General features: G+C 68.6%; 26 protein-coding genes. 11 read left to right on the top strand and 15 right to left on the bottom strand.

All coding sequences use genetic code 11. From position 1 onward, the window contains the following. Nucleotides 1-34 precede the first annotated feature (34 nt). Nucleotides 35-448 (top strand): hypothetical protein, encoded by a 414-nt coding sequence (locus FBY39_RS16605; protein ID WP_222115682.1) that lies wholly within the window; start codon nucleotides 35-37, stop codon nucleotides 446-448. A 90-nt stretch (nucleotides 449-538) separates the two neighbouring features. Here the strand turns inward: FBY39_RS16605 and FBY39_RS08765 are convergent, their stop codons facing one another. Next, complete coding sequence (locus FBY39_RS08765; RefSeq protein ID WP_141931951.1) at nucleotides 539-1,597, bottom strand: zinc-dependent alcohol dehydrogenase; 1,059 nt, start codon at nucleotides 1,595-1,597, stop codon at nucleotides 539-541. Nucleotides 1,598-1,749: 152 nt separating this feature from the next. On the opposite strand from FBY39_RS08765, the gene FBY39_RS08760 reads away from it, so the two are divergent. The 3 genes from FBY39_RS08760 to FBY39_RS08750 are packed head-to-tail and all read left to right on the top strand — an operon-like array spanning nucleotide 1,750 to nucleotide 3,899. Continuing rightward, a complete protein-coding gene (locus FBY39_RS08760; RefSeq protein ID WP_141931950.1) occupies nucleotides 1,750-2,223 on the top strand; it encodes a universal stress protein in 474 nt (157 codons plus the stop codon). Next, nucleotides 2,220-3,059 (top strand): universal stress protein, encoded by an 840-nt coding sequence (locus tag FBY39_RS08755; RefSeq protein ID WP_141931949.1) that lies wholly within the window; start codon nucleotides 2,220-2,222, stop codon nucleotides 3,057-3,059. The genes FBY39_RS08760 and FBY39_RS08755 overlap by 4 nt, the downstream gene beginning before the upstream one ends. Nucleotides 3,060-3,068: 9 nt before the next feature. Continuing rightward, on the top strand, nucleotides 3,069-3,899 hold the full coding sequence (locus tag FBY39_RS08750) for a universal stress protein (RefSeq protein WP_141931948.1): 831 nt from the start codon (nucleotides 3,069-3,071) through the stop codon (nucleotides 3,897-3,899). Nucleotides 3,900-3,906: 7 nt separating this feature from the next. Here FBY39_RS08750 and FBY39_RS08745 read toward each other — a convergent pair whose 3' ends face one another. Next, entirely contained in the window at nucleotides 3,907-4,542 is a 636-nt protein-coding gene (locus FBY39_RS08745; protein ID WP_141931947.1) for a response regulator transcription factor, read from the bottom strand. Next, on the bottom strand, nucleotides 4,539-6,332 hold the full coding sequence (locus tag FBY39_RS08740) for a GAF domain-containing protein (RefSeq protein ID WP_222115681.1): 1,794 nt from the start codon (nucleotides 6,330-6,332) through the stop codon (nucleotides 4,539-4,541). Before FBY39_RS08740 ends, FBY39_RS08745 begins: the two co-directional genes overlap by 4 nt. A gap of 139 nt (nucleotides 6,333-6,471) precedes the next feature. Between FBY39_RS08740 and FBY39_RS08735 the strand changes: the two genes are divergently transcribed. Next, nucleotides 6,472-7,068, top strand: a complete 597-nt coding sequence (locus tag FBY39_RS08735; RefSeq protein WP_160133054.1) for a pyridoxamine 5'-phosphate oxidase family protein — start codon at nucleotides 6,472-6,474, stop codon at nucleotides 7,066-7,068. On the opposite strand, the gene FBY39_RS08730 is transcribed toward FBY39_RS08735, so the two are convergent. From FBY39_RS08730 to FBY39_RS08700, 7 genes are read right to left on the bottom strand one after another with little or no spacing between them, the layout of a single operon-like run. Beyond that, entirely contained in the window at nucleotides 7,034-7,786 is a 753-nt protein-coding gene (locus FBY39_RS08730; RefSeq protein ID WP_141931944.1) for an MIP/aquaporin family protein, read from the bottom strand. The two genes, FBY39_RS08735 and FBY39_RS08730, sit on opposite strands and share 35 nt — an antisense overlap. After that, nucleotides 7,783-8,445: an arsenate reductase ArsC gene (locus FBY39_RS08725; RefSeq protein WP_141931943.1), complete on the bottom strand. Its 663-nt coding sequence runs from the start codon at nucleotides 8,443-8,445 to the stop codon at nucleotides 7,783-7,785. Before FBY39_RS08725 ends, FBY39_RS08730 begins: the two co-directional genes overlap by 4 nt. Then, nucleotides 8,442-8,858: an arsenate reductase ArsC gene (locus FBY39_RS08720; protein WP_141931942.1), complete on the bottom strand. Its 417-nt coding sequence runs from the start codon at nucleotides 8,856-8,858 to the stop codon at nucleotides 8,442-8,444. Before FBY39_RS08720 ends, FBY39_RS08725 begins: the two co-directional genes overlap by 4 nt. A gap of 42 nt (nucleotides 8,859-8,900) precedes the next feature. After that, nucleotides 8,901-9,800 (bottom strand): metalloregulator ArsR/SmtB family transcription factor, encoded by a 900-nt coding sequence (locus FBY39_RS08715; protein WP_141931941.1) that lies wholly within the window; start codon nucleotides 9,798-9,800, stop codon nucleotides 8,901-8,903. 48 nt (nucleotides 9,801-9,848) lie between these two features. Then, a complete protein-coding gene (locus FBY39_RS08710) occupies nucleotides 9,849-10,457 on the bottom strand; it encodes a response regulator transcription factor (RefSeq protein ID WP_141931940.1) in 609 nt (202 codons plus the stop codon). Beyond that, nucleotides 10,454-11,887 carry a sensor histidine kinase gene (locus FBY39_RS08705; protein ID WP_141931939.1) on the bottom strand — a complete coding sequence of 478 codons (1,434 nt, stop codon included), beginning with the start codon at nucleotides 11,885-11,887 and terminating at the stop codon, nucleotides 10,454-10,456. Before FBY39_RS08705 ends, FBY39_RS08710 begins: the two co-directional genes overlap by 4 nt. A gap of 3 nt (nucleotides 11,888-11,890) precedes the next feature. After that, nucleotides 11,891-12,235 (bottom strand): hypothetical protein, encoded by a 345-nt coding sequence (locus tag FBY39_RS08700; RefSeq protein WP_141931938.1) that lies wholly within the window; start codon nucleotides 12,233-12,235, stop codon nucleotides 11,891-11,893. A gap of 214 nt (nucleotides 12,236-12,449) precedes the next feature. Between FBY39_RS08700 and FBY39_RS08695 the strand changes: the two genes are divergently transcribed. Then, complete coding sequence (locus tag FBY39_RS08695) at nucleotides 12,450-13,304, top strand: hypothetical protein (protein ID WP_141931937.1); 855 nt, start codon at nucleotides 12,450-12,452, stop codon at nucleotides 13,302-13,304. Nucleotides 13,305-13,403: 99 nt separating this feature from the next. Continuing rightward, nucleotides 13,404-14,609 carry a hypothetical protein gene (locus tag FBY39_RS08690; RefSeq protein ID WP_141931936.1) on the top strand — a complete coding sequence of 402 codons (1,206 nt, stop codon included), beginning with the start codon at nucleotides 13,404-13,406 and terminating at the stop codon, nucleotides 14,607-14,609. A gap of 42 nt (nucleotides 14,610-14,651) precedes the next feature. Here the strand turns inward: FBY39_RS08690 and FBY39_RS08685 are convergent, their stop codons facing one another. Beyond that, a complete protein-coding gene (locus tag FBY39_RS08685; RefSeq protein WP_260837499.1) occupies nucleotides 14,652-20,162 on the bottom strand; it encodes a lamin tail domain-containing protein in 5,511 nt (1,836 codons plus the stop codon). Nucleotides 20,163-20,314: 152 nt separating this feature from the next. On the opposite strand from FBY39_RS08685, the gene FBY39_RS08680 reads away from it, so the two are divergent. Further along, nucleotides 20,315-21,364: an LLM class flavin-dependent oxidoreductase gene (locus FBY39_RS08680; RefSeq protein WP_141931935.1), complete on the top strand. Its 1,050-nt coding sequence runs from the start codon at nucleotides 20,315-20,317 to the stop codon at nucleotides 21,362-21,364. Between the two features lie 29 nt (nucleotides 21,365-21,393). Beyond that, nucleotides 21,394-21,681, top strand: a complete 288-nt coding sequence (locus FBY39_RS08675) for a hypothetical protein (protein ID WP_222115680.1) — start codon at nucleotides 21,394-21,396, stop codon at nucleotides 21,679-21,681. A gap of 30 nt (nucleotides 21,682-21,711) precedes the next feature. Here the strand turns inward: FBY39_RS08675 and FBY39_RS08670 are convergent, their stop codons facing one another. Next, nucleotides 21,712-22,326 carry an acetate uptake transporter family protein gene (locus FBY39_RS08670; protein ID WP_141931934.1) on the bottom strand — a complete coding sequence of 205 codons (615 nt, stop codon included), beginning with the start codon at nucleotides 22,324-22,326 and terminating at the stop codon, nucleotides 21,712-21,714. A 113-nt stretch (nucleotides 22,327-22,439) separates the two neighbouring features. On the opposite strand from FBY39_RS08670, the gene FBY39_RS08665 reads away from it, so the two are divergent. Next, nucleotides 22,440-22,907 (top strand): hypothetical protein, encoded by a 468-nt coding sequence (locus FBY39_RS08665; RefSeq protein WP_141931933.1) that lies wholly within the window; start codon nucleotides 22,440-22,442, stop codon nucleotides 22,905-22,907. Beyond that, the gene (locus FBY39_RS08660) at nucleotides 22,904-23,227 is read left to right on the top strand and encodes a transcriptional regulator (protein ID WP_141931932.1); all 324 of its coding nucleotides are present in this window, start codon (nucleotides 22,904-22,906) and stop codon (nucleotides 23,225-23,227) included. Before FBY39_RS08665 ends, FBY39_RS08660 begins: the two co-directional genes overlap by 4 nt. Before the next feature lie 28 nt (nucleotides 23,228-23,255). Here FBY39_RS08660 and FBY39_RS08655 read toward each other — a convergent pair whose 3' ends face one another. From FBY39_RS08655 to FBY39_RS08645, 3 genes are read right to left on the bottom strand one after another with little or no spacing between them, the layout of a single operon-like run. Further along, a complete protein-coding gene (locus tag FBY39_RS08655; protein ID WP_141931931.1) occupies nucleotides 23,256-24,113 on the bottom strand; it encodes a glycosyltransferase family 2 protein in 858 nt (285 codons plus the stop codon). A gap of 39 nt (nucleotides 24,114-24,152) precedes the next feature. Then, complete coding sequence (locus FBY39_RS08650) at nucleotides 24,153-25,703, bottom strand: tripartite tricarboxylate transporter permease (protein WP_141931930.1); 1,551 nt, start codon at nucleotides 25,701-25,703, stop codon at nucleotides 24,153-24,155. Beyond that, nucleotides 25,691-26,320: a tripartite tricarboxylate transporter TctB family protein gene (locus FBY39_RS08645; RefSeq protein ID WP_141931929.1), complete on the bottom strand. Its 630-nt coding sequence runs from the start codon at nucleotides 26,318-26,320 to the stop codon at nucleotides 25,691-25,693. Before FBY39_RS08645 ends, FBY39_RS08650 begins: the two co-directional genes overlap by 13 nt. Nucleotides 26,321-26,337: the final 17 nt, after the last annotated feature.

Below are 26,337 nucleotides of genomic sequence, written 5' to 3'. Positions count from 1 at the left end.
CAGCGGAACCGTACCCGTCCGATAGGTTCGGCGCATGAAGCGGACGATCGCGGCATTCGCACTCGCAGGACTCGCGCTCGGCCTCGCCGGCTGCACGACGGGCTTCGGTGAGGGGCCCGACATCTTCGATCGGGAGCAGACCGCCGAGGACACCCTGCCCGCCGAAGCGGAGGTGGGTGAGCTCGACGCATCGAGCACACGGTACGTCGGAGTGGACAGTGCAGACAATGAGTACTGGGTCGGACGACCGACAGGCACACGTGACACCTGCATCGTGCTCGTGGCGCCCGACCCTGCTGCATCCGCCTCCGCGTGCGGTGGAGGGATGCCCTCCCTGACCAACCCTGCCGGTGTCACCGTCGAGTGGGCGTCGTCGCCGAATCGCCTCTCCCCGGACGACGCCGAACTGATCGGCGACACCCTCCTCGTCGCGGTGCCGGCCGGCTGACCCCGACTCCGTTCGCAGGACAGATCCTTCCGACAGGATGGGCGTGGCCGCGGCATCCTGTGGTCGAGACTTCTCCTGCAGAACGAAGCGTCAGATCGCGGCACTCTCTTCGTGCTCCGTGGGGACCACATCGGCGGTGTGATACGCGAAGACGAGCCGCGCGGGAACCGTGCCCGCGAGAACCTCGTCGATCGACTCGTTGACCTGAGCGAGGTCGCGCGTCTTGGTGATGACGCGCGTGCGACCCGCGGCGTGCAGGTCGAACACCTCGACGAGATCCTGCCGTGTTCCGACGATCGAGCCGATGATGCTGATGCCCTTGAGCACCGTGTCGAAGATCGGCACCGTGAGTTCCCCCCCGGCAGGGAGCGAGACGAGCACGAGCCGGCCGCCGCGGTTCAGTGCGTCGAACGCCTGGCGGAAGACCTGCGGGGCGACGGCCAGGATGACGGCGGCATCCGCTCCCCCGAGTTCACGGATCGCGGTGACGGGGTCGGTCTCGAGCGCGTTGACGACGTGGTCGGCGCCGAGTTCCGTCGCAAGGTCGAGCTTCTCCTGCGTGACATCGACCGCGATGACCTTCGCGCCGACGAGACGGGCGTACTGGACGGCGAGGTGCCCGAGTCCGCCGATGCCGAAGACGGCGACGGTCTCGCCCGGCGTGATGTGGGCGTTCTTGATCGCGGCGTACGTCGTGACTCCCGCGCACGTCAGGGGCGCGGCATCCAGCGGCGTGACGCCGTCGGGGACCGGCACGGCGAACCGTGCGTCGGCGAGCATGTACTCGGCGTACCCGCCATCGACCGCATAGCCGTTGTTGTACTGCTTCTCGCAGAGGTTCTCGCGACCGTCGACGCAGTAGCGGCAGTCGCCGCACGCGTGACCGAGCCACGGCATCGCGACGCGCTGACCGACCGTGCGGGTCGTGACACCCTCACCGAGTTCCTCGATGATGCCGACGCCCTCGTGACCGGGAACGAGCGGCAGGGTCGGCTGCACGGGCCAGTCGCCGTGCATCGCGTGGATGTCGGTGTGGCAAAGACCGCACGTCTCGAGTCGGACCATCACCTGCCCCGGACCGGGGTGTGGGATCGGGCGCTCTTCGACGACTGCCGGCGCACCGAATGCGGTGACAACTGCTGTTCGCATGACTCTCTCCTCGATAGGAATCTGACGGTTCGAGTCTTCTCCGCGCCGGACGGATGCCGCGGGTCGAAAGTCCCACGGACGGGGTCCGTTCACCGCGAGCCGCGGGACCTTGGGCCCGCGATGCGGACCGGTGGAAGCCGGAGGATGCAGACATGGAAGAAGCGCTCCCGACCCCCAGAAGCATCATCGTCGGCATCGACGGATCGGAACCGTCTCGCGCGGCGCTGCGCTACGCGGCAGAGATCGGGCCGAAGCTCGGCCTGCCGGTCGAGGCCGTCGTCGTATGGGACTACCCGACCCTCGCGTGGGGCGATGCGTACTACTACCCGGAGTCGGCGGAAAGCCTCCGATCGAACGCCGAGCGCCTCCTCGCAGTAGAGGTCGAGCGCGCCTTCCCCGCGGGCACCCCCGCCTGGCTGCGCACAGGCATTCGACAGGGCGGTGCGGCGCACGAACTGATCGATGCGTCGAGGGATGCCGCGATGCTCGTCGTCGGCACGCGAGGCCACGGCGGCTTCACCGGTCTGCTGCTCGGGTCGGTGAGCAGCTCGTGCGTCTCGCACGCGCATTGTCCTGTGCTCGTCGTTCGAGGCGAAGCATCCATCTCAGCGGAGGAGACATCATGAACGGCGTCATCGCAGTCGGGATCACGAACACGACGGCGTCCCAACGGGCGGTCGAATGGGCCATCGAACGGGCGGCCGCCCTGCACCATGATCTGCTGCTCGTCTCGGTCGTGGGGGCGGGCTCAGGAGTGTCGGGCGAGGGCGCCCTCGTCGATGAAGTCGTCGCCGCGACGGAACTGATGCTCGACGCCACCGTCGAACTCGCCGGATCCCGCGGCGTCCGCGCGGAAGCACGGATCGAACGCGGCAAGCCACTCGCCCGGTTGATCGAGGTGTCGCAACACGCGCAGCTGCTGGTGATCGGACGCAACCGCTTCCGGCACGCCGACGGTGTGCACCTCGGAGGGCAGGCGATACGCATGACGGCCGGCGCCCACTGTCCCGTGGCCGTCATCCCCGACCGCGACCTGTTCGGAAGCACCGGCGTCGTCGTGGGCGTCGACGGGTCGGACGTCTCGGAACGTGCCGTGAGGTTCGCGGCTGCGGAGGCAGACCGGCACGGCGACACCCTCACGGCCGTCACCGCGTGGTCGCCTCTCCCCGTGCCGATGGGGACGGGCACCTATCCTCCCGAGTACCTCGCCAATATGCAGGCGCTCACGGAAGAGGAGTCGTCGATCTCGCTCGCGGGCCTTCGGCAGGACTACCCCGACCTCGACGTGCGCGTCGTAGTGGCCTCCGGGTACCCCGGCGAGCTGATCTGCCGCGAAGCCGAGCACGCGCGGCTCGCCGTCGTCGGAAGCCACGGGCGCGGCGCCATCGGGCGATTCCTGCTCGGGTCGACCAGCGAAGCGGTGATCGAGCAGATGCCGACGGCGGTCATCATCGTGCGATGAGCACGGATCATGGAACGCATCCTGATCGGCTTCGACGGGTCTCCGGCGTCGGTGTCGGCACTCACGTGGGTCGCCGAACGGGCCTCGCGCGGACCGGCGACCGTGAGCCTGACATCTGTCGTCTCGCGGGGCACCGCGGAACACTCGGAAGCGATGCGGGTACTCACCGACGCCGACGCCTTCCTCCGTGAGCGAGCACCCGGAACCACCGTGCGCGTCATGTCCCCCGCGGGTGGGGTCGTCGACGTGCTGCTCCGATCCCGTGAACAGGCGGATCTCGTCGTCGTCGGCGTCGACCCCGGGCATCCGCTCCGCTCCGCACTCGCGGGGCCGCTCCCCCTGCGGATCAGCACGAGGTCGAGGGTGCCTGTCGTGATGGTGCCTCCCGGCTGGGTGGATGTCGGCGATCCGGTCACGGTGGGCATCGACTCCGACGACTCGTCGGACGATGCCGTGTCGTTCGGGGCGGATGAGGCGTTCCAGTCCGACAGATCGCTGCGGCTCGTACACGCCTGGCTCATGCCGACCCCGACGTTCACAGGTGCGACCGCGCGGATGGCGAGCCCCGAGGCGGTCGTCGAAGGGCACAGGATGACTCTGGATGCCGCGACTCGGGCAGCGTCGCTGCGGCATCCTGCACTCGATGTCTGTGCGGAGCTGCATCGGGAGGGCGCCTCGACGGCGCTGCTGCGGTACGCGCCGGAGTCGTCGATGCTCGTCATCGGCACCCACCGTCGGGGTGTCGTGGCGGGAAGCCTGTGGGGCTCGGTGGCGCACGACGTGCTCTGGCGCGCGGAATGCCCCATCGTCGTCGTACCGAGCGCCTCGCGCGAGAGGTGACGCGCGCTCAGTGACCGGGATGCTCGACCTGGAAGATGGCGGCCTGCGTGCGACGTTCGAGACCCAGCTTGCTCAGCAGCGACGAGACGTAGTTCTTGACGGTCTTCTCCGCGATCCCCAGCCGCTCGCCGATCTGCCGATTCGTGAGCCCGTCGGCGATGAGGCGGAGGATCTGTCGTTCGCGGAGGCCGAGCGACCCCAAGCGGGGATCGTCGTCGTCGACGTTCTGGCGGATGCGCTCGCTCGCGCGACGGGCGACAGCGGAGTCGAGGAGCGACCTGCCCGTCGCGACCGCACGGATCGCGCCGATGAGCTGACTGCCCGCGATGTCCTTCAAGACGTACCCGGAGGCGCCTGCCAGGACCGCCGCGCCCACCGCCGCGTCGTCGTCGTACGCCGTGAGCATGAGGCAGGCGATACCGGGGAGGCGTGAGCGGATGTCGCGGCACAGGTCGATGCCGCTTCCGTCGGGCAACCGCACATCCAGCACGGCGACCTCGGGTCGCGTCGCCTCGATCCGACCGAACGCCTGCCGCACGGTCGCCGCTTCGCCGACGACCTCGAGGTCGGGCTGACTTCCGATGAGATCGCTCAGCCCGCGCCGCACGATCTCGTGATCGTCGACGAGGAACACCGTGGTCATCGAGAACTCTCCTTTGCGGGGCCTGCGGGGCCCGGGGACACCGGGTTTCCCGCACCCTTTCCTTCGCCAGCATCCTCTCTGTCACCCTCGTCGCGGACGGGGACACGCCAGGTCGCCTTCGTCCGTCCGGGGACGGAGTCGACGAGGAAGACGCCGCCGCGCGCAACCGCGCGCTCTTCGAGGTTCGACAGTCCGCTGCGGTGCGCGTCGGCGGGAATCGAGACGCCGTCGTCTTCCACGGCGACGACGACGCTCGCATCGACGGCACCGACCTCGACCGACAAGTTGTCGGCGCGCGAATGATGGACAGCGTTGCTGAGCAGTTCGCGGACGACGGCGATCACGTCATCCGCGAGATGCGCCGTAATGACGTGGTCGACAGGTCCGGAGAACCGAACTGATGGCGGACGATCGAGAGATGCCGAGAGTTCCGCGATGACATCGAGGACGCGGTGCCGGGTCGAGGTGTCGTCCGATCCGGAGAGGGCGAAGATCACCGTGCGGATCTGGGAGATCGCATCATCGAGCCGGCCGACCGATTCGCGGAGGCTCTCGGACTGATGGCCGGGAGCCATGCTGCCCGCGATCGCCTGAAGGGTGAGCCCCGTTCCGAAGAGTTGCTGGATCACGTGGTCGTGCAGGTCACGCGCGATCCTCCGGCGATCGTCGGCGAGTCGAGCACGCTGCTGCTCTTCGCGGGCGTGGGCGAGCTCGAGCGCGATGCTCGCCCGCGACGCGAAGTCGCCGATGCTCTCGATCTCGGCATCCGAGAACCGGGCACGATCGGGAGCGCGCACGAGCACCGTCGCCCCCCACAGACGCGCGCGCGATCGAAGGGGAGCCACGAGAGCCGGGCCCGCCACACCCGCGTGGACGACACGGAACGCCTCGCCGTGCGACGCGGGAGCCGACGCGAGCGCGCACATCGCCCCTGCCACGAGGGCGTCGTCGAGCTCCCCCGCTCGCACCGTCGTCGTCATTCCCCGAAGTCGGGACTCGCCCTCTCCTCTCGCTGCGGCGATGTGCAGGAGCGCGGCGTCGTCTCCCGTCAGCACGAGCATCGTGCGATCGACGTCGGCGAGGTCGTGAATGCGCCCGGCGATCAGGTCGAACGCCGTCTCGGTGGGCGACGACAGCAGGGATGCCGACAGTTCGGCTGCTGCGGCCATCCACTTCTCCCTCGTGCGGGAGTGCTGCAGCAACCGCGCGTTCTCGACGGCGAACCCCGCAGAGGCCGCGAGCGCGCCCACGAGCTGTTCGTCCTCCTTCGTGAACGTTCCCGTTCGCCGGTTCGTCAAGTAGAGGTTGCCGAAGACGGCGCCACGCACGCGCAGTGGGACTCCCAAGAAGCTGTCCATCGGTGGATGATGTGCGGGAAACCCCTCCGCCGACGGATGGGCGGAGACGCTCTCGAGCCTGATGGGGCGCGGATCGACGATCAGTTGCCCGAGCAGTCCGTGGCCTGTCGGCAGGTGCCCGATCTTGGCCGCAGACTCGTCATCGATACCGACGTAGACGAACTGCTCGAGCGCGTCACCCTCGGAGGTGAGGACGCCGAGAGCGCCGTACTCCGCGTCGACCAGGGTGGCTGCCGCCTCGACGATCCGGTGCAGGAGCGACGTGAGGTCGCTCTCCTCGAGGACGGCGCGGGTCGCAGTCAGGAGATCGCGAAGTCGCCCCTGCGTCGTGCGGAAACGCTCCGCCTGCGCCATGAGCGCCGTCAGCGCTTCGTCGAGATCGAGGCGCGGAGGATCGGGGAACGACAGATCGTCGTCGTCCACGGCGTGCACCCCCCCTCCTCGGACGGTTGCGGGGTCTCCGCCAGGCTACGGCGCTCGCGGGTGGCAGACCAGAGGCCCCGCGGGACTTTGGGCCCTCACCGGAAGACCGTGGCCGAGTGGAATGGAGACGGAGCGAGAGGACATCGCCATGCGAACTTCCACGACCGACGAGCCGCGGCTGAGCACTGCGGACTGCTGGAGCCTCCTCGAACGGGAGCGGCTCGGCAGATGGGCGGTGACGGCCACCGATGGAGCGCCGGACATCTTCCCCGTCAATTACGTCGCCTTCGAAGGGGCGATCTACATCCGCACCGCACCGGACGTCAAGCTCATCGCGATCTCGAACAGCCCGCACGTCGCCTTCGAAGTGGATGGGCACGACGGCTCCGAATGGTGGAGCGTCGTGATCCGCGGCACGGCCGAGCGCATCCGCGACGATGTGGAGATCGAACGCACCGGCATCACGCGGATGGCGACGGCGAGCCCGCGGTTCAAGCAGCACGTCGTCAAGCTCACGCCGAGTGCCGTCACGGGGCGCCGCTTCGCGGTCGTCGCAGAAGAGCCGGGGACACTCCGGGGCGCACCTCCCGCGGACGCGAGCCGCTCGGCCGACGATGAGGCCTCCGTCGACCTCCGCAGCACGCGTCCGGACGCGATCCCCGCGCGGCGGCCTCGAGAGGAGGCCGCGGCGGACCACACTCCGCCGCGCGTCACTCGGTCGGAGCCTTCTGTGGCGATGCAGTGATCGGGGGTGTGCCCGTCGGCGGATCGGGGAAGAGCAGGATGCCGAGCCCCATCGCCACGGCGGCGCCGATCACCTGCGCAGCGATGAAGGGCAGGGCGGACGCCGGCGCGATCCCCGCGAACGTGTCGGTGAACACCCGGCCGATCGTCACGGCGGGGTTCGCGAACGATGTGGAGCTCGTGAACCAGTAGGCCGCACCGATATACGATCCCACCGCCGCAGCGATGACGGGAACGCTGCGATTCGTCCGCGCAAGTCCCACGATGAGCAGGACGAGTCCCGCGGTCGCGACGACTTCGGCGAGGAAGGTCGCGGGCGTCGCCCTCTCCGTCGTGGCCACCGCCGTCGGTACAGCGAACATCGCATTGGCCAAGAGGGCGCCTGCGATGCCGCCGAGGATCTGCACGACGACGTAGAGCGCGAGGACGCCGGGAGCCAGGCCCGTGCGGCTGCGGCGTCCGAGCACGAAATCGGAGAGCGAGACGACGGGATTGAAGTGCGCCCCCGAGATCGGCGCGAAGAGGAGGATTAGTACGGCGAGACCGAGTGTCGTGGCGATCGAGTTCTCGAGGAGCTGAAGCCCGATGTCGGCGGAGAGGCGCTCCGCGGCGATACCCGAACCGACGACGATCGCGACGAGGAGTGCCGTCCCGAGGAACTCGGCGAGCGCTCGCCGCCAGAGGGAGGACCGCGTCGGCGCGGCGGTGTCGACCGTCACCGCGCGGCGGACGACGACACGGCCGTGAGCTCCTCGACGAGGTCCTCGACACGGCGGCGGATCTCGTCACGAACGGCTCGGACACCGTCGAGATCGAGGATGCCGGGATCGTTCAGCTGCCAATCCAGGTAGCGCTTCCCCGGATACAGCGGACAGGCGTCGCCGCATCCCATCGTCACGACGGCATCCGCGGCACGCACGACATCGTCGGTGAGAGGCTTCGGGAACTCATCGCCGACGTCGATGCCCTGCTCGGCGAGCACGGTCACGACGGCCGGGAGGAGTTCGGACGACGGCTGGGATCCCGCGGATCGGACGTGGACGCGCTCCCCCGCGATGTGGCGCGTGATGGCAGCCGCCATCTGCGACCTCCCGGAGTTCTGCACGCACACGTAGAGGATCTCGGGAACGGGCTTCGCGAGGAGTCCGCGCGACTGCGCGAGAGCCGTGAGACGGTCGCGTGCGAACTTCTCCGCGATCGATGACAAGTGGGTCGTGACCCTCGCCGTGCGGGCGAGTGATGTGTACGACTCGAACACGACGCGATCGACGGTCTCGGCGTTCACCATGCCGGCGAACTGGTGTGCGAGACGTTCGACGGCGCGGTGGAGGACCCGGTCGGGTGACAGGAGCCCGTCCTGGCCCCGTGCGACGTTCACGACGGTTCACCGACCGCGGTGAGCTGATCGACGAGAGTCTCGACGCGGCCACGGATGTCATCGCGGATCCGGCGGACGGACTCCATGCCCTGGCCGGCGGGGTCGTCGAGCTGCCAGTCCTCGTAGCGCTTGCCGGGGAAGATCGGGCATGCGTCGCCGCATCCCATCGTGATGACGACGTCGGACTCCTTCACGGCGTCGACCGTGAGGAGCTTGGGGGTGTTGCCGGCGATGTCGATCCCCTCTTCCCGCATCGCTTCGACCGCGACGGGGTTGATCTGATCCTTGGGCTCCGAGCCCGCGGAGAGGACCTCGATGCGGTCGCCGGCGATGGCCTGGAGGTATCCAGCGGCCATCTGGGACCTGCCCGCGTTGTGCACGCAGACGAACAGGACGGTGGGCTTCGTGGTCATGGTGTCTCGCTCCCTCGTTTTACAGAAAGCATAGACCAATATCTATGTTTCTAAAAGATCGGGAGAAGGGAAGATCTCGGAGAGAAGAAGGTGCACCCGTTCGGAGATGTCATCGCGGATGCCGCGCACGACGGGGAGCGGCTTCCCGACGGGATCGTCGAGATCCCAGTCGAGGTAGCGGCGCCCCGGATACACGGGGCAGGCGTCGCCGCACCCCATCGTGATGATGACATCGGCCGCCTTGACCGCCTCGTCCGTCAGCGGCTTGGGGAACTCGCCCCCCAGAGGCACGCCGATCTCGTCGAGAGCCTCGACGATGACCGAGCGTACGTCGCTCGCGGGCGCCGATCCCGCGGTGCGCACGACGAGCCGGGGACCGGCGAGCTGGCGGAGGATCCCGGCCGCGAGCTGCGAGCGACCGGCGTTCTGGACGCAGACGAAGAGCACCGTCGGCGGATCGTCTTCGTCGCGCTCCTCGATGCGTTCGAGGTCGTCGAGGCGAGCGGTCGTGAAGGCTGCGGCGCGGGACGCGAGGAGCGGCGCTCCGCCCCGCGCTTCGAGCAGACGCCGACTGTCTGCGAGGTAGTGGGCGACCGTCTCGCGACTGAAGGTGCCGCGGTAGCGCGCGGCGAGATCTTCGACGACCCGATCCCAGTCGGCGGCGTCGTTCACCGGTGGAGCGCCGAGAAGAGCCGTGATCCGGTCTACCTCGTCAGGATGGAGCGAGTACCAGACGCGGCGTCCGTCGCGCTCCCGTACGACCACCCCCTCCGCGTGGAGGGCGGCCATGTGGTGGCTCACGGTGGGTTGGCGAAGGCCCAGTTCGTCAGCGAGGTGTCCGACGAGCATCCGCCCGTCTTCGCTGTCGCGGATAAGCCGCAGGATCCGTGCGCGCGTAGGGTCGGCGAGAACCGCAAGGCCGGGCGTCTCGACGTCACTCATAGACAGCAGTCTATCTTCATGGCTGCGACGGGCGACGGGTGGTCATGCTCACGCAAGATGGTCGCGCGCCCACATAGCGGCGCTCGTGCGGTCAGCAACTCCGATCTCGCGGAAGACATTGCCGAGATGGGCCTTCACGGTGCGCTCAGAGATGCCGAGAAGCGACGCGATCTGCTTGTTCGCAAGGCCCTGCGCGACGAGTTCCAGAACCTCGCGCTCTCGCGCGCTGAGTTGCTCATCGGGCCGCTCCGACGGCAAGAGCGCTCCGGCGATACGGGCATCGAGAGGTGCGTGACCGGCGCGGACCGCGCGCACGGCGACTCGCAGGTCGGCTGGCTCAGCATCCTTCAACTGATATCCGGTGGCACCGGCCTCGAGAGCGCGACGGACACGCTCGCGATCGGTGAAAGAGGTCAGCACGAGGACTCGCGTGTCCGGCGATGCCGCGCGCACTCCGCGCGTCGCGGTGACACCGTCCATGACGGGCATCGACAGGTCCATCACGACGACATCGGGCGTGAACTCTTCGACGAGCGCGACCGCGTCGGCACCGTTGGCGGCGAGGGCGACGACGTCGATGTCGCCGTCCACCGTCAGCACAGCGGCGAGGCCTTCACGCACCATGGCGTGATCGTCGACGACGATGACGCGGATCATGCACTGCCCGCCTTCCGTGTGGCGATCGACGGGATGCGGAGGCGCCATCGAGTGCCCTCCCCCGCGGAACTGGCGATCGAGAGCTCGGCCCCGCTGTCGCGCGCGAGATCGAGGAGGACACGCGTACCGAGGTGCCCGCCCGCCGGTGGCTGCGAGAGGAGCGCGACATCGAATCCGGGTCCATCGTCAACGACGTCGAGCACGAGGTCCGCCCCGACGACCCGGAGACGAATCGTCACGCCGCACGGGGCCGCGTGGGTGACGGCGTTGCGCAGTGTCTCCTGGGCGACGCGGTAGACGAGCTGCACATCAGGTTCGGCGAGACCAGGCAAGGGCGATGGCAGTTCGACCTCGGCGATCACACCGCGACTGCGAGCCGTCTCGGCGAGGTCGAGCATGGCATGACCGATGCCTGCGGCGGCGAGTCCCGGAGGGTAGATGTCCATGAGCAGCGACCGCAGCACGCGCACGTTGCCGCGGACCGACGCCGCGACCTCGCGAAGCTGCTCGGCTGCGACATCATCGCCGCGGGACCGCGAGGCCTCTGCGGCGCTCTCAGCGGCGAAGCTGGTGGCCACGAGTTCCTGGACGGGTCCGTCGTGAAGCGTCCCGGCGATGCGCCGACGTTCTCCATCGGATGCCTCCACCGCGTGCTGGAGGAGATCGGCACGTCGGGTCTCCTCGCCTCGCAATCGGCGGAGCAGACCCCACACGATCGGAGCAGTGAGGACGATCAGGAGGAGGAGCGTGCTCGTCGTAACGCCCGCGAATCCCCGCCACAGGTCAGCCGATCGCGCGGCTACCGGCTCATACGGAAGGTACACCTCGAACAGCAGCTGCCGTCCGTCGGGCGCCCACACCGGGCGATACACCTCGAGAAGCCGGTTACCCGACTCGAACACGTTCTCGTCCTCGGACAGGTCCGAGATCGCCGCTCGCGTGGACGGACTCGCCAGCGCCTGGCGTTGCGCCTCGTCGAGCTCGAATGACCGCCCGATGAGCTGTGGCTCGTCGGCGTAGAGCACGACGCCCTCCGGACTCCAGATCTTGACCCGGACGACGTCGGCTCCCAAAACCTGCTCGCGGATGAGCCGATCGAAGGAGTCGACGGCCGCGGCATCCCCGTTGACGAGGTCGGCCGTGAGGTTCGGCTGAATCACCGCGTCCGCGAGGACATCGGTGACATGCGCCGCGTCATTGACGGCTTCGCGTTCCGCGAGCCACTGCGCCGCGAAAGTCGCGAGAAGTCCCACGACGACGAGGACGGCAGCGAGGCCCGCCGCGAGCCGGAGGATGACAGCCCGTGTCGTCGTGGGGCGACGGGATACCGCCGGGGACTCCGGGGCTGCGACGAGAGTGACCCGTAGCACGCGGGACTCCCCATCCGCGGCCGGGGCCGTGGACGAGGAGACGCGTGCATCTTGGGTCACGACTCAATCATCCCCGCCGTGGTCATCGCTGCTGTCGTCGCCGCCACCCCGACCGCTGCTGTCGTCGCTGCCGGCGCCGTTCACGCGGCGGTCATCGCCCGGTTCGGTGCGCTGGTCGCGGGGGACGTCGCCGCCGTGGTCGTCGATCGTGCCGTCGTCGCCGACGGATGCCGACGGGGTCGGTGTCGCTGTCGGCATCGGCATCGGAGTCGCCGTCATGACCTGACCCGATACCGGCACGCGCACCGGCACCGACTGCGCGAAGGAGGCGTTGCCCCACAACCCGATCACGGCGGGCGCGGCCACGAGCAGGAGTGCGCCCGTTCCGAACAGGATCTGCTTCTTCATGATTGTTCCCTTCGCTCATTCTGTCCGGCGACCTGCCATGGGCGAAGCCCTGGCGTCATCACTGGCTCCAGCGTCCTCTCGCGCATGGTCCGGCCACCAGTGACCGATGGTCGTACGACCAGTCCGGGCAGTACTACGATCATCGTCCGATTGCCGCTCTCTTCGGCCTCGACGGATGGTGAGGGGGCTCACCCAGCTGAAACGAGGTACGAGAATGAGCAGAATCTCGCTGAGACGAGGAACCGCAGTCCTGGCCACGGCACTGATCGCGGCATCCGGAGTCCTTTTCGTCGCGAACGCGGCCGAGGCGAAGACGACATCGACGGGCGGCGACTACGCCGTCACGGTCAACGGAACCACTTACAACCCCGCCGCAGGCAAGGACATCAAACTCCAGAACCTTGCGGTTTCGGGAAAGATCACAGTGTCCGGACGCAACAACCGCTTCACGATCGACGCGGTGACACTCGGTGTGTACGACTACACCCTCACGGGCACAGACGACACGCAGCGAATGGTGACGGCGCCCACCGTCGTGTTCTCGTCGAAGGTCCCGACGCTCACGGATACGCAGCGGTCCGGGGTGCGGCTCTCCAAGCTCGAAGTCAAGGACGACGCGATCGTCGCGATCTTCACGACAGCGGCAGGCAAGTTGAAGGTGCAGGCCAAGGACGGCGCGCAGGGCGGCATCTTCCAGATGGAGCCCGAGTTCGCCAGCCCCGTCGAGATCGTCCACACTCTCGGACCCGGACTCTTCTATTTCGTCAACGAGTTCACGGGCAAGATCAACTTCGGCGACGGGACGGATGCCGTTGCCTCGGGCACGAACGCGCACCAGATGCTGATCGGCAAAGACAGCCCGCAGGTCGCCGTGAAGACGTTCCAAAGCGGCACCGTGACGAAGTGGGTGGTGCAGCCGGGTGGCCGGATGGGCGGTGTCCTCGGCGAAGACGCGATCGAACTGTCGGCGGGGGCGACGAACTGCACGGGCCAGTGCCAGGCCCGCAACCGCGTGAACGGCTCGCTTCCCGTTCCTCCCGACCCCGTGAACCCGACCCCCATCGGCTGATCACGGCGGCGTGGAGCGGGTCCTCTCCTTCGGGAGGGGGCCCGCTCCCGATTCGGCATCGCAGCCACCACCCACGCCGGCACGATCTAGAGTCTGAGCGTGGAGAACGCTGAGGCTGACGCGCCCATCGACGAGTCGCCCGACCGAGAAGATCCGAGGGACGAGGCGTCGACTCGCCCCCGAGCCTCGCGCAAGGCTGCAGCCACGTGGGCGATCGGGGTCGGCGCGGTCATGCTGGTCGGTGCAGCGGCGGCGGCCGTGCATGTCGTCGCCAACCGCACCTACGACGCTGCCCATGCCGACCTCGAGGCGGCCGTCGTCATCGGAATCGACGCCGAAGAGCGGCTCGACCTTCTCCTCACGGGGATCGAGGGGTCACTCCTGTCAGCGGGGCAGATCCTCGATTCGTCTCGGGATGACCTTGTGGATGCCACGGCCCGGGCCGCGTTCGAGACGGCCGTCGCTGCACAGGCCACCGTTGCCGCCGACGCCGAAACGGTTCTCGATGAGGGTGTCGACGACGGGACCGCCGAGAAGCCCGCCTGGACATGGGAGCTGTTCGGCGAAGCATCCGCCCTCGATGAACGAGCGCGTGCCGTCGAGGACACGATCGACCGGATGGACGAAGCGCGGACACGCCTCGACGACAGCGGCGAGCCGGTCGACACCGCCGCTCGGGCGCTCTACGCGAGTGCGGCGGCTCCCGCGACGGCCTTCGAGGCAGCCCACGTCTCGGCGAACGCGGTCGTCGTCCTCGACTTCCGTGACGCCGCCGAGGCTGTCGTCGGTCAGACGGCTGTCGGATCGGGAGCAGCCGTCGCCTTCTCGACCTACGCGCAGCGCGCCGAGGCCCTGACCGCGTCGTCGGCCTCGGAACTCGCGGAGAAGGCGGGACCGCTCATGGGGACACGCCTCGAGATCGAGGCCTACGCGCGCTCGATCGCCGGCGGCGTCGTGCTCGACTTCGACTGGGCGCAGATCGTTGCCGGCACGGGAGGATCCGCGGGCATGGGCGGCACGGCGACATGGAACGCCGTCCGCGGCGGCTTCTCGACGATCACGCTGTCGCATTCCGTGGCGGAGGAGTGGCCCGACGCCAACGCGCGCGCTCTCGTCGCCCACGAGGTCGGGCACGCCATCACGTCGAAATGCTCTGACAAGTTCGACTCCGCGGACGACGCGGCGAACGAGGAGTGGGCGACCGCCTGGGCGATCAGCATGGGGCACACGGCGGAGGGCAACGGCGTGTACGCCTACGGCTACCCGTCGCAGGCGATGATCGACATCGCTGCGACGTGCCGGTAGTGGGCGCCTCCCCGAGGACGCGCCCACGACCGGCATCCGTCGTCAGCTGAGCGAGCGTCGGCGCCGCGCGACGACGATCATGGCTCCCACCCCGAGGAGGAGTAGGACGAGACCCGCCAAGAGGACCGGCGTCGCCTCGACACCCGTGAACGGGAGCACACTCTGCCCCGCGCCGGCCGGAGTCGAGATCGTGAAGGGATCCGACATGACCGACAGTCCGGACGCCCCGACCGCCTCGAGGCGGTGTGTACCGGATGCCGCATCCGTCGGGATCAGCAGGACACCGCTCAGGATGCCGTCGGCTCCCACGACGAGGGTCTCGCCGAGCGCCATCGGAGTCGAGTGCAGCACGAACCGCACCTCCTCACCCGGCTGGAAGCCCGTGAAGTCGACCTGCATGCGTCCGCCCGGCACGAGCGCGGAACCGAACGCCGCTGTCACGGTGCCCGTCGGCTCCACGGTCTCCCCGTCACCCGGATCCCCGTCACCCGGGTCTCCCTCACCGGGGTCCCCATCCCCCGGGTCCCCGTCACCGGGGTCCCCGTCACCGGGGTCCCCGTCACCCGGGTCCCCGTCGCCCGGGTCGGTCTCGCCCGGGATCGTCGTGAAGGAGCGGAGCGCGGAGTACTGGACGCCGCCGAAGGGTCCCTCCGCGATGACGTACCAGCCGTGCTCGCCCTCGGTCAGGCCGTTCCACGTGACCGTGGCGGGCTGACCCGACGCGGCGTCGGCGACGGCTCCGATCTCGTTCGCCGTCAGGATCTCGACCTGGAACGAGTCCGTCGCGAGGGTCTTGACCTGCGGGGTGATGCCGACTGCGGCATACGGGATCTCGAACTCCTGCATTCCGGGCGGGTCGTTGAGCGACGGGTCGTCGGAGGTGAAGTCCATCAGCGACGGCGAGTAGGTGCGGAAGAGGATCCGTCCGTTCTCGTTGTCGAAGTGCGCGAGGCGGAGGTAGCCCAGGCCGCCCTCGGGAAGCCCCTGGTAGTCGAAGAGCATCGAGTAGACGGTGCGGTCGGCGACGCCGTCACCGTCGTCATCGAAGTCGTCGGTCCGCGTATAGGCGTCGTGGTAGTGACCTGAGCTCACCGCGAAGACGTTGGGGTTCGCCGCAACGACCTCGTCGAAGACGCGCTGCGGGAACGGCCCGAGTCCGCCGGTCGTCAGCATGTACTCGTGAAGGTTGAGCCACACCTTGCGCTCGGGATACTGACGGATCACGTCGTTCATCCACGCGATGTCCTCGGTGTTGTCGGCGACGTCGTTCGGCGTCGGCCATCCCATGTAGAGGAACAGGAAGTCCACTCCGCCGACCGAGACGAGGTCGTAGTGGCCACGGTTGTCCTTGTACGACTCGCCGTACCACGGGTTCCCCGCGAAGCGCGCCTCGCCGAAGAACCGGGAGTACTGCGTGTAGTCGGCCGCGAACCCGCCCACGTCGTGGTTGCCCGCGAGCACGCCGTAGGGCAGTCCCGCCTCGTCGAGCAGGCGGTACGCGGCATCCGCATTCGCCCACTGCTCGGGCTGCGTGTGCACGTTGACGATGTCTCCGTTGTGGATGAGGTACTGCAGGTTGAGGTTCGCACGCTCCTCGCGAAGGAACTCATGGATCGCGAGCTGGTGCCGGTAGTACTCCGGCGTCTCGTTGTAATACTGCGTGTCCGACTCGATCGCGATCGTGAAGTCGTACCCCGCCCTCGCCGTCGCTTCGGGGTGGAACGGATCCGCGGCACTCTCACGCGTCGAGAGGTCGGTCGCCGCGAAGCCCTCCGAGTGCTGCACGAGGAAGGTGAGCTCGCCCTCGACGACGTGTCCATCGACCGGCACGAGCGCCTCGAGCGTGAAGTCGGTCGGGGCGTCGTCGGTCGTCAGAACCTGGTCGACCGTCTCCCACACGCCGTCGACGGTCCGGGCGTACAGCGTCACCTTCGCGTCGCTGTTCGCACGGCCGCGCCAGTCGACCCGCGCGAGCGATCCGGGCCCGGCACCTTCGGGCGCTGCCACCGTGAACAGCTGGTAGGGCAGCGCGCTCGTGCTCGTCGTCTCCACCTCGACCCCGTCGGTTCCGAGGAGCTTCTGCAGATCGTCGGCGCCCAGCGCGACACCGGCACTCCGGTCCGCCGTCGCGGAGTCGGTCACGGTGCCCGAGGTCACCGTCAGCTCCGTGTCGCCGGGAGCGTAGCGGTATCCCTCACGGAAGCTGAGGTCGAGCGCATCCTCCTCGGGCGACCCCGGCGTTGCGGTCAGGTCGGCACTGTCACCTTCGATGATCTCGCCGTCCGAGGGACCATCGAGCTCGATCGCCGGCTGCTCGTCGACCGTCTCGAACGTGACCGTGCGGGTTCCGGTATTGCCGACGGCGTCGGTCGCCGTGAACTCGGCCACATGCTCGCCGGGTGCCAGCGCGAGCGAGCTCGTCACGAGCGGGAGCGAGATCGGATTCCCGTCGAGCGTCGCCGTGAGGGAGCTCACACCCGACCCCGCGTCCGTCGCCGTCGCATCCACCGCAACCTGCCCGCGGTAGCGCTCGCCCTCGACGAGCGGGCTCTCGATGACGGGAGCCGTGTTGTCGATCTGCACCGTCCGCGTCGTCGTCGCCGCATCGGTGCGCGCCGCGACGACATGTGAGCCGTCGGTGACCGCCGTCGTGTCCCACACCGTCGAGACCGACGTGAAGGCGTCGTCAGGCACGTCGAACGTCGCGAGGAAGGAGACGAGGTTGGCATCGGAGAACGCGATCCGCGTATCCGGAGCAGGGCACTCGACGAACGCAGGAGCCGTGACGGCACCCGCCTGCTCCTTGGTCGTGGCGCAGAAGGCCGGACGCAGCACGCGTCCGTCGGGGAGCGCGAGACGCAGGTTCATGCCGACGAAGTCGTCGTTGTTCTCGTCGACGTTCGCCTCCGGCCACGCCTTCGTCCCGGCGACGATCGTCAGCGTCAGCGGTTCGCCGGGCACGACGCGGTCGACCGGCACAGTGGCATCCACCGTCACGATGCGCGAGTAGTAGCCCTCGTCGAAGACCTTCAGCACGTCGTCACCGAGCAGGACGCCGTTCCGGAAGAACGCATCCGTGCTCGTAGCCTCGAAGGCGAAGACGGGCCCCGTCTCGAGGGACGGGATGGGGTCGGCCACGGGAGTCCCGTCGATCGTCAGTTCGGGCGCCGGGCCGCTGTCGGCGGTCGCCGTGACGCGGTGTTCCCCACCGAGGAACTGCCCTTCGACGAGGTTGAGGCGCACGGCGTCCGGCTCGCCCTCGAGGAGGTCGACGCGAACGGGGCCGAGGGCGGACTCCTGCGATCCGTCGCTCGCGATCACGGTGTACTCGATCCAGCGCTTGCCGAAGAGGTCGGCCGCCGGAACGGAGTAGTAGTAGCGGTTGGCCGCGTCGAAGCCGAGGCTGCGGGTCTCGGTCGCACCGAGGTTGTCGGTGAGGCTCAACGTCACGGAGCGCACGAGTACGTCATCGGTCACGTCGAAGCCGAGGTCGAGGTCGGCCGTGTCGGGCACGTCCGAGCTGCCCGTGAGGTCGGTGATCGTCGGCGGGGTCCCGGGTGCGGGAGCTGCCACGAACGCTGCGGGCACCTGGTCGGCGCTCACGGCGCCCGGCGTCGGTGCCGCGAGCCCGATCATCGTCTGCACCGTGCCCGCGGGCGTCGGCGGCACCCACAGCGGCACGGTAGCCGCGGAGTTCCATCCGTACTGGATCGCCGTGCTCGCGGTCGTCTGGTCGTCGGCGAAGTAGTACGCGCGGCTGATGTCGTGTCCCGTGTTGGTCCGGACCTGGATGCCGCGAGAGCCGCCGTTCGACATCCCGCCGTTGTACAGCTCGACGATGGTCTCACCGAGCACGAGGTCGGTGCCGAAGGCCGTATTGAAGTCCGCGACCGTGAGTCCTGCCGCGACACCGGCGGGGTTCTTCACCCACAGCACGAGCGTTCCGCCCGGCGCGATCGTGACGTCGCTCGGCTGCGCGGGCCACAGCGTCGAGCTCAGTGTCACGGGACCGCCGAGTGCGTTGTCGGTGTAGAGGTACGAGAGCGTGTAGTCGCCGAAGTCGATCGCGGCATCCGATGCGTTGTAGACCTCGACGAACTCGTACGCGTCGCCGCCGCCGACGTTCGCAGTGTCGGGGGCGAGCTCCGTGATCTGCAGGAGCGGAGCGGCCAGCGCGGGGTCGGTCGGACGGGAGAGCGCGCTCGTGACCTGGGCGAGCGTCACGGTGCCGGCCGAGGTCGCGACGGCGGGTCCGGCTTCGACCAGCAGGGCGTCGACGCTTCCGATCGTGCCGGGAACCGCGAAGTGCGCGTTCCAGTTGCCCGCGGGATCCGCGTCGGCGGGTGCCCACGCGCGGGTGAGGACGGTGCCCTCCGCGTCGACGAGGCTGAAGCCGCGGTCGCCGCCATTGGCGATCCCCGCCTGCGGTCCGAACCGGTACACGGGAGTCGCGGCGTCGGCGCCGACGGCCGTGCGGAACTGCTCCTTCGTCATGCCGCGCTGCGCCGAGCCCTCCGCGTAGTTGAGCCAGAACACGGCGGACATCCCCGCCGCGATGACAACGGGCGTGTCGCCCTCTCCGTCGAGGTGGACGAACGGCTGAGCCGAGCCGGCGTTCCACTGGCTCGTGTGGTAGCGGAAGCCGATACCGGCAGCCGTGAGGTCGATCGCCTCCGTCGTGGTGTTGGTGACCTCGACGTACTCGTACAGGTCGGTCCCCGGGTTGTCGCCGTAGATCTCGGTGATGACGAGCGGGAAGTACTCCCCCGCGTTCCCGTCCGCACCCGCACCCGGCCCTGTCGGCTCCGTAGGCTCCGTGGGTTCACCGGGCTCGGTCGGCTCAGTCGGTTCGGGCTCGGGCTCGGGCTCGGGCTCAGGGCGGACGAGCTGCTCGGGTCCGACCGTGCCGGGCGTGGGCACGCCCGCCGTCGCGTCGGTCAGCAGGACGCCGGTCTCCGGCATCCGGAAGTGGTCGGCGTTCCCGCGGTTCGTCGCCGCACGGTTGTAGTCCGACCCCGAGACGAGCGTCGTGCCGTCAGCCTCGAAGACGCGCAGTGTGCGGGCGCCGGAGTTGGCGAACCCGGCCTGGCCGATCGCATGGAAGAGCGGATAGGTGGATGCTCCGTCGCCGTAGTGCTGGCGGAAGTCGGCCTCGCTCAGCTGCCACTGCGTGACGGCGGCGTCACCCGAGCCGACGGCGTAGCGGAGCCAGAAGACGGCGGTGCCGTTCGCGGGGATCACGACGTCGGCGAGCGCTGTCGCCGTGCCCGGCTCCACCGCCTCGATGAACGCCGCACCGTTGTACTGCAGCCGGTAGTCGGCGACGTCGATCGCCGTGGCCGTCGTGTTGGTGACCTCGTAGAACTCGAAGTAGTCCTGATCACCGGGCGTGCCGGCGTTGTCCTGCATCACCTCCGTGATGACGAGGGGCGGGAGGGCGTCAACGAGGGCAGCGGCGGCCGGCGTTGCGATGCCGACACCGGCGAGAGCGATCGCTGCGGCTCCCAGGGAGGCGAGGGCGGCACGCGTACGGGTGAGAAATCGGGTGGTCACGGTCCTCGACACCACCGGCTGCGGCTGACGTACAGAAAGACCCCCGGTGAACGCGAACTGAATCGGGCACGTCCATTGCCGAGGCGACGACCTGCGCGCGCCAATTGTCCATTCAGCGGAATGCACACGACCGGCGTACGGTTGGACCTGTCATGCAGCGATTCGGAACCCTCTCCTTCGGCCACTACGGCCCCCTCGGCGGTGGCCGACAGCTCACCGCGAAAGACTCGATGCTTCAGGCCATCGATCTCGCGCAGGGTATGGATGAGCTCGGCGTCAACGGCGCCTACTTCCGCGTCCACCACTTCGCGCGCCAGCAGTCCTCCCCCATGCCGCTCCTCGCGGCGATCGCGGCGAAGACGAGCCGCATCGAGGTCGGCACGGGCGTCATCGACATGCGGTACGAGAACCCTCTGTACCTGGCCGAGGAGGCGGCATCCGTCGACCTCATCTCGGACGGACGACTCGCTCTCGGCGTGAGCCGCGGGTCACCCGAGACCGTCGTGCGCGGCTACGAGGCGTTCGGCTACACGGGCGCTCAGGACCCTCGCGGTGCCGACCTCGCCCGCGAGCACTTCGACCTCTTCCTTCGCGCCATCGACGGTGAGGGACTCGCCGAGCGTGACGCGTCGTCGCCCTTCGGCGGCGGTTCGGGCATGCAGGGGATCGAGCCCCACTCACCGGGTCTCCGTTCGCGCATCTGGTGGGGCGCCGGCAACCGCGACTCGGCCGAGTGGGCGGGACGCATCGGGGTCAACCTCATGTCGTCGACCCTCCTCACCTCCGCGGATGGTCGCCCCTTCGACATCCTCCAGGCCGAGCAGATCGATGCTTTCCGCGATGCGTGGCGCGACGCCGGCCACGCGGGCGAGCCTCGCGTGTCGGTGAGCCGCTCGATCTTCCCGCTCACGACGGCCGAGGACCACATGTACTTCGGCGGACGTCAGGACGGCGACCAGATCGGCATCATCGACGGCATGCGCTCGACGTTCGGCAAGACGTATGCCGCCGAGCCCGACGCCCTCGTCGAGCAGCTCCTCGGCGACGCCGCGATCCAGACGGCCGACACCCTCATGCTCACGATCCCGAGCCAGCTGGGTGTCGCGTTCAACCTGCGCGTCGTCGAGTCGTTCGCGAAGTACGTCGCGCCGTCGCTCGGCTGGGTGCCCAACACGGAGCGCACCGCGACCGCGTCCGTGTGATCGCTGCGCACCTCGGTAGGGTCGTGCAGATGAACAGCCGACGGGATGCCGCGGAGGACGACGTGATCTACGTCCCGTCCTCCGCTCTCCCGAACCCGTCGACCTATACCGAGATCGGGACGTTCGAGGTCGACGGCGAGACGTTCACGGTCCGAAGGCGCGACGACGACGGTTCCGTCCACTACGACTGGATCTCCGGCCCCAACCCCGGCTATGGCTTCAGCTCGTCCGGCTCCGGGCGAGAGAGTCACGAGCACCATGAGACCGCGATCCGTGATTTCCTCGCCTCGATCGATCCGACAACGGGATACCTCTGATCCCGTCAACGAAGCCGGCGCGACCCCGCTTCAGGACTCCGAGTCGGTCGAGCCGCGGAGCCACGGGCGCCCGAGCGGGAGGACGATGCGTCCCATCGTCCTCCGGATGAACTTCTCGGCGAGCATGTAGGTCGCCAGCGCGGATGCCAGGATGAGGGCGACCGAGCCCGCGGCGCCGAAGCCCGGCGCGGCTCCGAACGCCGAGGCGGACTGCAGTGCGAGGCCCGCCGAGACGCACAGCAGCGTCACCGGCAAGACCGAATTGTGCGTCGCGCCAGGGAGCGCGAAGAGGAGTGCGAGCCCCGCGAACATCAGCGTGAAGACGCCGCGCGCGGGCCCTGCCACTTCGAAGAAGCCGAGTTCGCCGCCGAGGAGGAATCCCGGCATGCAGAGCCAGTACCAGCCGAAGGCGTTGTACACGAGGAAGTGGAAGTCGTCGCCGATCGCGAACGAGAGCATCCCCGCGACGATCTGCACGACACCGCCGAAGATCGCGCCGACCCAGAAGACCGCGCTCTCGTCCTGCACCCCCAAGTGGGCAAGCTGCGCCGTGAAGGTCGCGATGGCGAACCCCAGCAGACCGATGAGGCCGGGGTCGGCCGTACGTGCGGGGAGACCGAAGCGCGGAGCGGATGCCGTCGACACACTGCGACGCTAGTGCACCGGTGCGGTCCTCATCTCGTGCGCGGGCCGTGACTATTACAGACCTCCCGAGCACTCACTTTCCATATCAGCAAGTGATTCGTACACTTTCCTCTATGGAAAGTGACCAGCCTTCACCATCCGAAGCCCGCGCGATCCTCGACGGCCTCACCGCTGACGGCGCATCGCTCGCGACCCGCGTCGTCACACCCTGGTGGTACCACCTCACCCTCGGCCTGGTCGTCGCAACGATCGTGATGTCGCAGACCCTCCCCGCGCCCCTCTCGATCGGACTCGTCGTCGCGGGGATCGTGTCGCTTCCCGTGATCACCACGACCTACACGCGCCGCTACGGAGTCTCGGCGAGCAGCCCGGTCGGGCCACGTACGCGGAGACTCCTCGTCACCACCCTCATCGTGCTCGCCGCGGGGATGGTGGCCGCGCTCGCCATCCGAGCTACCGAGCAGTCCGCGTGGTGGGGCCTGCTCCCGGCCGGCGTCGTCCTCTTCGCGACGATCGTGCTGGGGCGTCGCTATGACGCCGCGCTGCGGCTCGAACTCGCGGGCGGTGGCGCGAAGACATGAGCGTCGAGTCCCGCCCGTCCCCACCCCCCGCCTTCAACGAGATCATCCACTCACCCGTTCGCCTTCGCATCTGCGGTCTTCTGCGCAACGTCTCGGAACTGGAGTTCGCTGTCATCCGTGACACGCTCGGTCAGAGCGACGCCAACCTGTCGAAGAACATGAAGGTGCTCGCGGATGCCGGCCTTGTCACTGTGCGCAAGGAGGCCTCGTCGACGCGCACCGATGCCCGACGATTCACGTGGGTGTCGTTGTCGGCCGAGGGCAGGATCGCGCTCGAAGCTCACCTCGCCGCGCTCGCCCGCATCGTCGAGGGCGGATAGCCGCGACAAGCGCGGTGGCGTTCCGGCCCTAGTCGGTCAGCTCATGGTGAGCGGACGCCTGGCTCCGCTGCTCATCGGGGTGGAGGCGTGCCGCGATCGCCCGCTGCACGTGAAGACCCGGGTAGATCCCGATCAGCACCGCCATCGGGGTCAGCGCGCCGACATCGTGGATGCCGTGTGCGCGGTACGTGCGCTCGAAACGTTCGACGTAGAAGAGGTAGTCGCGCGGGGACGTGTCGAGGCGGCGCGCGGAGATGCCCGCGATCATGCCGGGCGCGTATCCCACCTTGATTCCCTCGAGAGCGAGGTGCACCGACAGGTCGAGGTCCTCGTGCATGAGGTCCTCGCGATCCGGGCACACCTTGTCGCGGACGACCGCCCACGCGCTCGCGCGGAGCGCCATGTTGCTGCCGAAGAGGAAGACGTACTTGCCCGCGAGCTTGGCGGTGACCTTGCGGACGGAATCGTCGGCGTGGAGACCGAAGGCGCGCATGGGCATGTCGTAGTAGTCGACGGGACCGCTCAAGGCCCCGACGTCGGGCTCCGCGAGAAACGCGTTGCGCACCTGCTCCGCCCAATCGGGGTGCAGCATCGAGTCGGAATCGATGCGCCCGATGATCTCTCCCGTCGCGGCGTCGAACCCTGCATTCCGCGTGGGCGTGATCCCCTGCTCCTCGTCCTGCGAGATCAGGCGGATGCCGGCTTCGGGGAAGGCCGCGATCATCTTCTCCACTGCGCCTCGGGTATCGTCCGTCGACCGATTGTCGACGACGACGATCTCGTCGAGCGGCTCCGTCTGCTCGATCGCCGCGATGAGGCACTGCCGGATCGTCAGTTCCTCGTTGTAGGCGGGGATGACGAGGGAGACGGTCGGTCGTTCGCTCATGAGGCGACACTATCGGGATGCCGCGCCGATCCCGCCGACTCACGCATCGAGCTTCTCGCGCTCGCGCATCGGAGCCCGCCGCGACCGCTCGCGCGCCGCGTGCCGCACGTGCTGCAGGACACTGATCGCGACTGTCACAGCGAGCAGTGCGTACAGCACGATCGTGATCGGCGACGACACGAGGATGCCGGGATCCCCTTCCGAGACCGCGAGGGCGCGACGGAGCTGCGTCTCGGCCATGGGACCCAGGATCGCCGCGATCAGGACCGGAGCGAGCGGCAGCGAGAAGTGCCGCATCCCGAAACCGACGATGCCGATCGCGAGCGCCATCCAGAGGTCGACGACACGCGACGCGATCGCGTAGATGCCGAGCATCGAGACGACCGTGATGCCCGCGTAGAGGTAGTGGCGCGGGATGAGGAGCAGCTTCGCCCACACCGCCGCGAATGGCAGGTTGATGATGAGAAGGATGATGAGCCCCAGGAAGAGGCTCGCGAGCAGCGGCCACACGAGGTCACCGCTGCGCTCGAAGAGGAGTGGGCCCGGCTGCATCCCGTACTGCTGGAAGGCGGCGATCATCATGGCGGCGGTCGCCGACGTCGGAAGTCCGAGGCCGAGGAGTGCGCCCATCGCCGAACCCGCCGTCGCGTTGCCCGCCGCTTCCGGCGCGGCGACACCCTGGATCGCACCACGGCTGCCGAAGTCCGTGTCACCCCGGCGCCGCGCGAGCCGCTTCTCCGTGCCGTACGCGAGGAAGGTCGGCACTTCCGATCCCCCCACCGGGATCGCTCCGAACGGCACACCGAACGCCGTCCCACGGAGGAAGGCCGGGAGCGCCTGCCGCCACTCCCGCAGCGAGAGAAGCGGCGACCCCGACGGGCGGACGAGCGTGCCGGGGCCGTCGGAACGACGGATGTGGGATGCCACGTGCAGGACCTCGCCCACCGCGAGGAGGCCCACCGTGATGACGATGATCGAGATCCCGTCGAAGAGGACGGGGCTTCCCAGCGTGAAGCGTTCCGCGCCCGTCATGGCGTCGATGCCGACCATCGCCAGCGCGAAGCCGAGACCCAAGGAGACGAGGCCGCGCACGATCGAGTCGGCGACGACGGCCGAGATCGCGATGAAGGCGAAGACGGCGAGCGCGAAATACTCGGCAGGACCGAAGACCGTCGCGAGCTGAACGATGAACGGCGAGAAGAAGACGACGAGCACGCACGCGATCGTGCCGCCGATGAAGGCGCCGATCGCCGACGTGCCGAGCGCCTTGGCGGCGCGCCCGTCCTTCGCCATGCGATGGCCCTCGAACGTCGTGGCGATCGCGGAGGAGTTCCCGGGGGTGTTGAGGAGGATGCCGGAGGTGGAGTCCCCGAAAAGACCGCCGAAGTAGATGCTCGCGAACATGATGAACGCGCCGGTCGGATCGAGGCTGAAGGTGACGGGGAGAAGGAGTGCGACGGCCATCGCGGAGCCGAGCCCCGGGAGGACACCGACCGCCGTGCCGAGGACGGCACCGATGACGAGGAAGAGGAGGTTCTGCGGCGTGAAGGCGACTGCGAAGCCCTCCATGAGGTGAGTCAGCTGATCCACGGTGCCACTCCTTCCAGGATGCCGGCGGGAAGCGGCAGACCGAGGCCCGCTCCGAACGCGAGTTGGACGACGGACGAGGTGATGACGGCGATCGCGATGTCCATGAGGGGTCGGCGACTGCCGAACGCGAACGCGATGATCCAGAAGAGCGCCGCGGCCGACAGGAGCCAGCCCGCGATCGGCAGCACGAGGATGAACCCGGCGAGCCCCCCGACGACGATGAGGAGCGTGCGCCAATCGACGCGCGACGCCGGGACCTGCCCGACGGGGACGACGTCTTCGGGAGATACCACGCGGATCTCGCTGGTCGCGTCGATCGCGCCGAAGTCTTCGAGCATCTCGTTGGAGATCTCGGTCGGATCATCGGCGACGTGGGCTCGCTGCGGGCGGCGCAGCACGTCGATCGCGAGCGCAATGCCGACGCCGTAGAGGAAGACGACGACGATCGTGGGGAAGAACTGGGGGCCGGGGAACGCCGTCCCGTCCGGTACCTCCATCGCCAGCGTCCCCCACGTGAGGAGAGACGCGAGGAGGATGACGCCCGCGACGACGATCAGCTCGCTGCGTCCCGTGTACCAGCGCGGTGTGCGCACGACCCGGAGCGTCCCTGTCGTCATCGACGACGGCTCCTGGA

Source organism: Microbacterium sp. SLBN-146, from assembly GCF_006715145.1.
In the GTDB taxonomy this organism is placed as follows: Bacteria; Actinomycetota; Actinomycetes; order Actinomycetales; family Microbacteriaceae; genus Microbacterium.
Note: the sequence above shows the minus strand (reverse complement) of the source record. Positions and strands in the feature narration are given on the sequence as shown.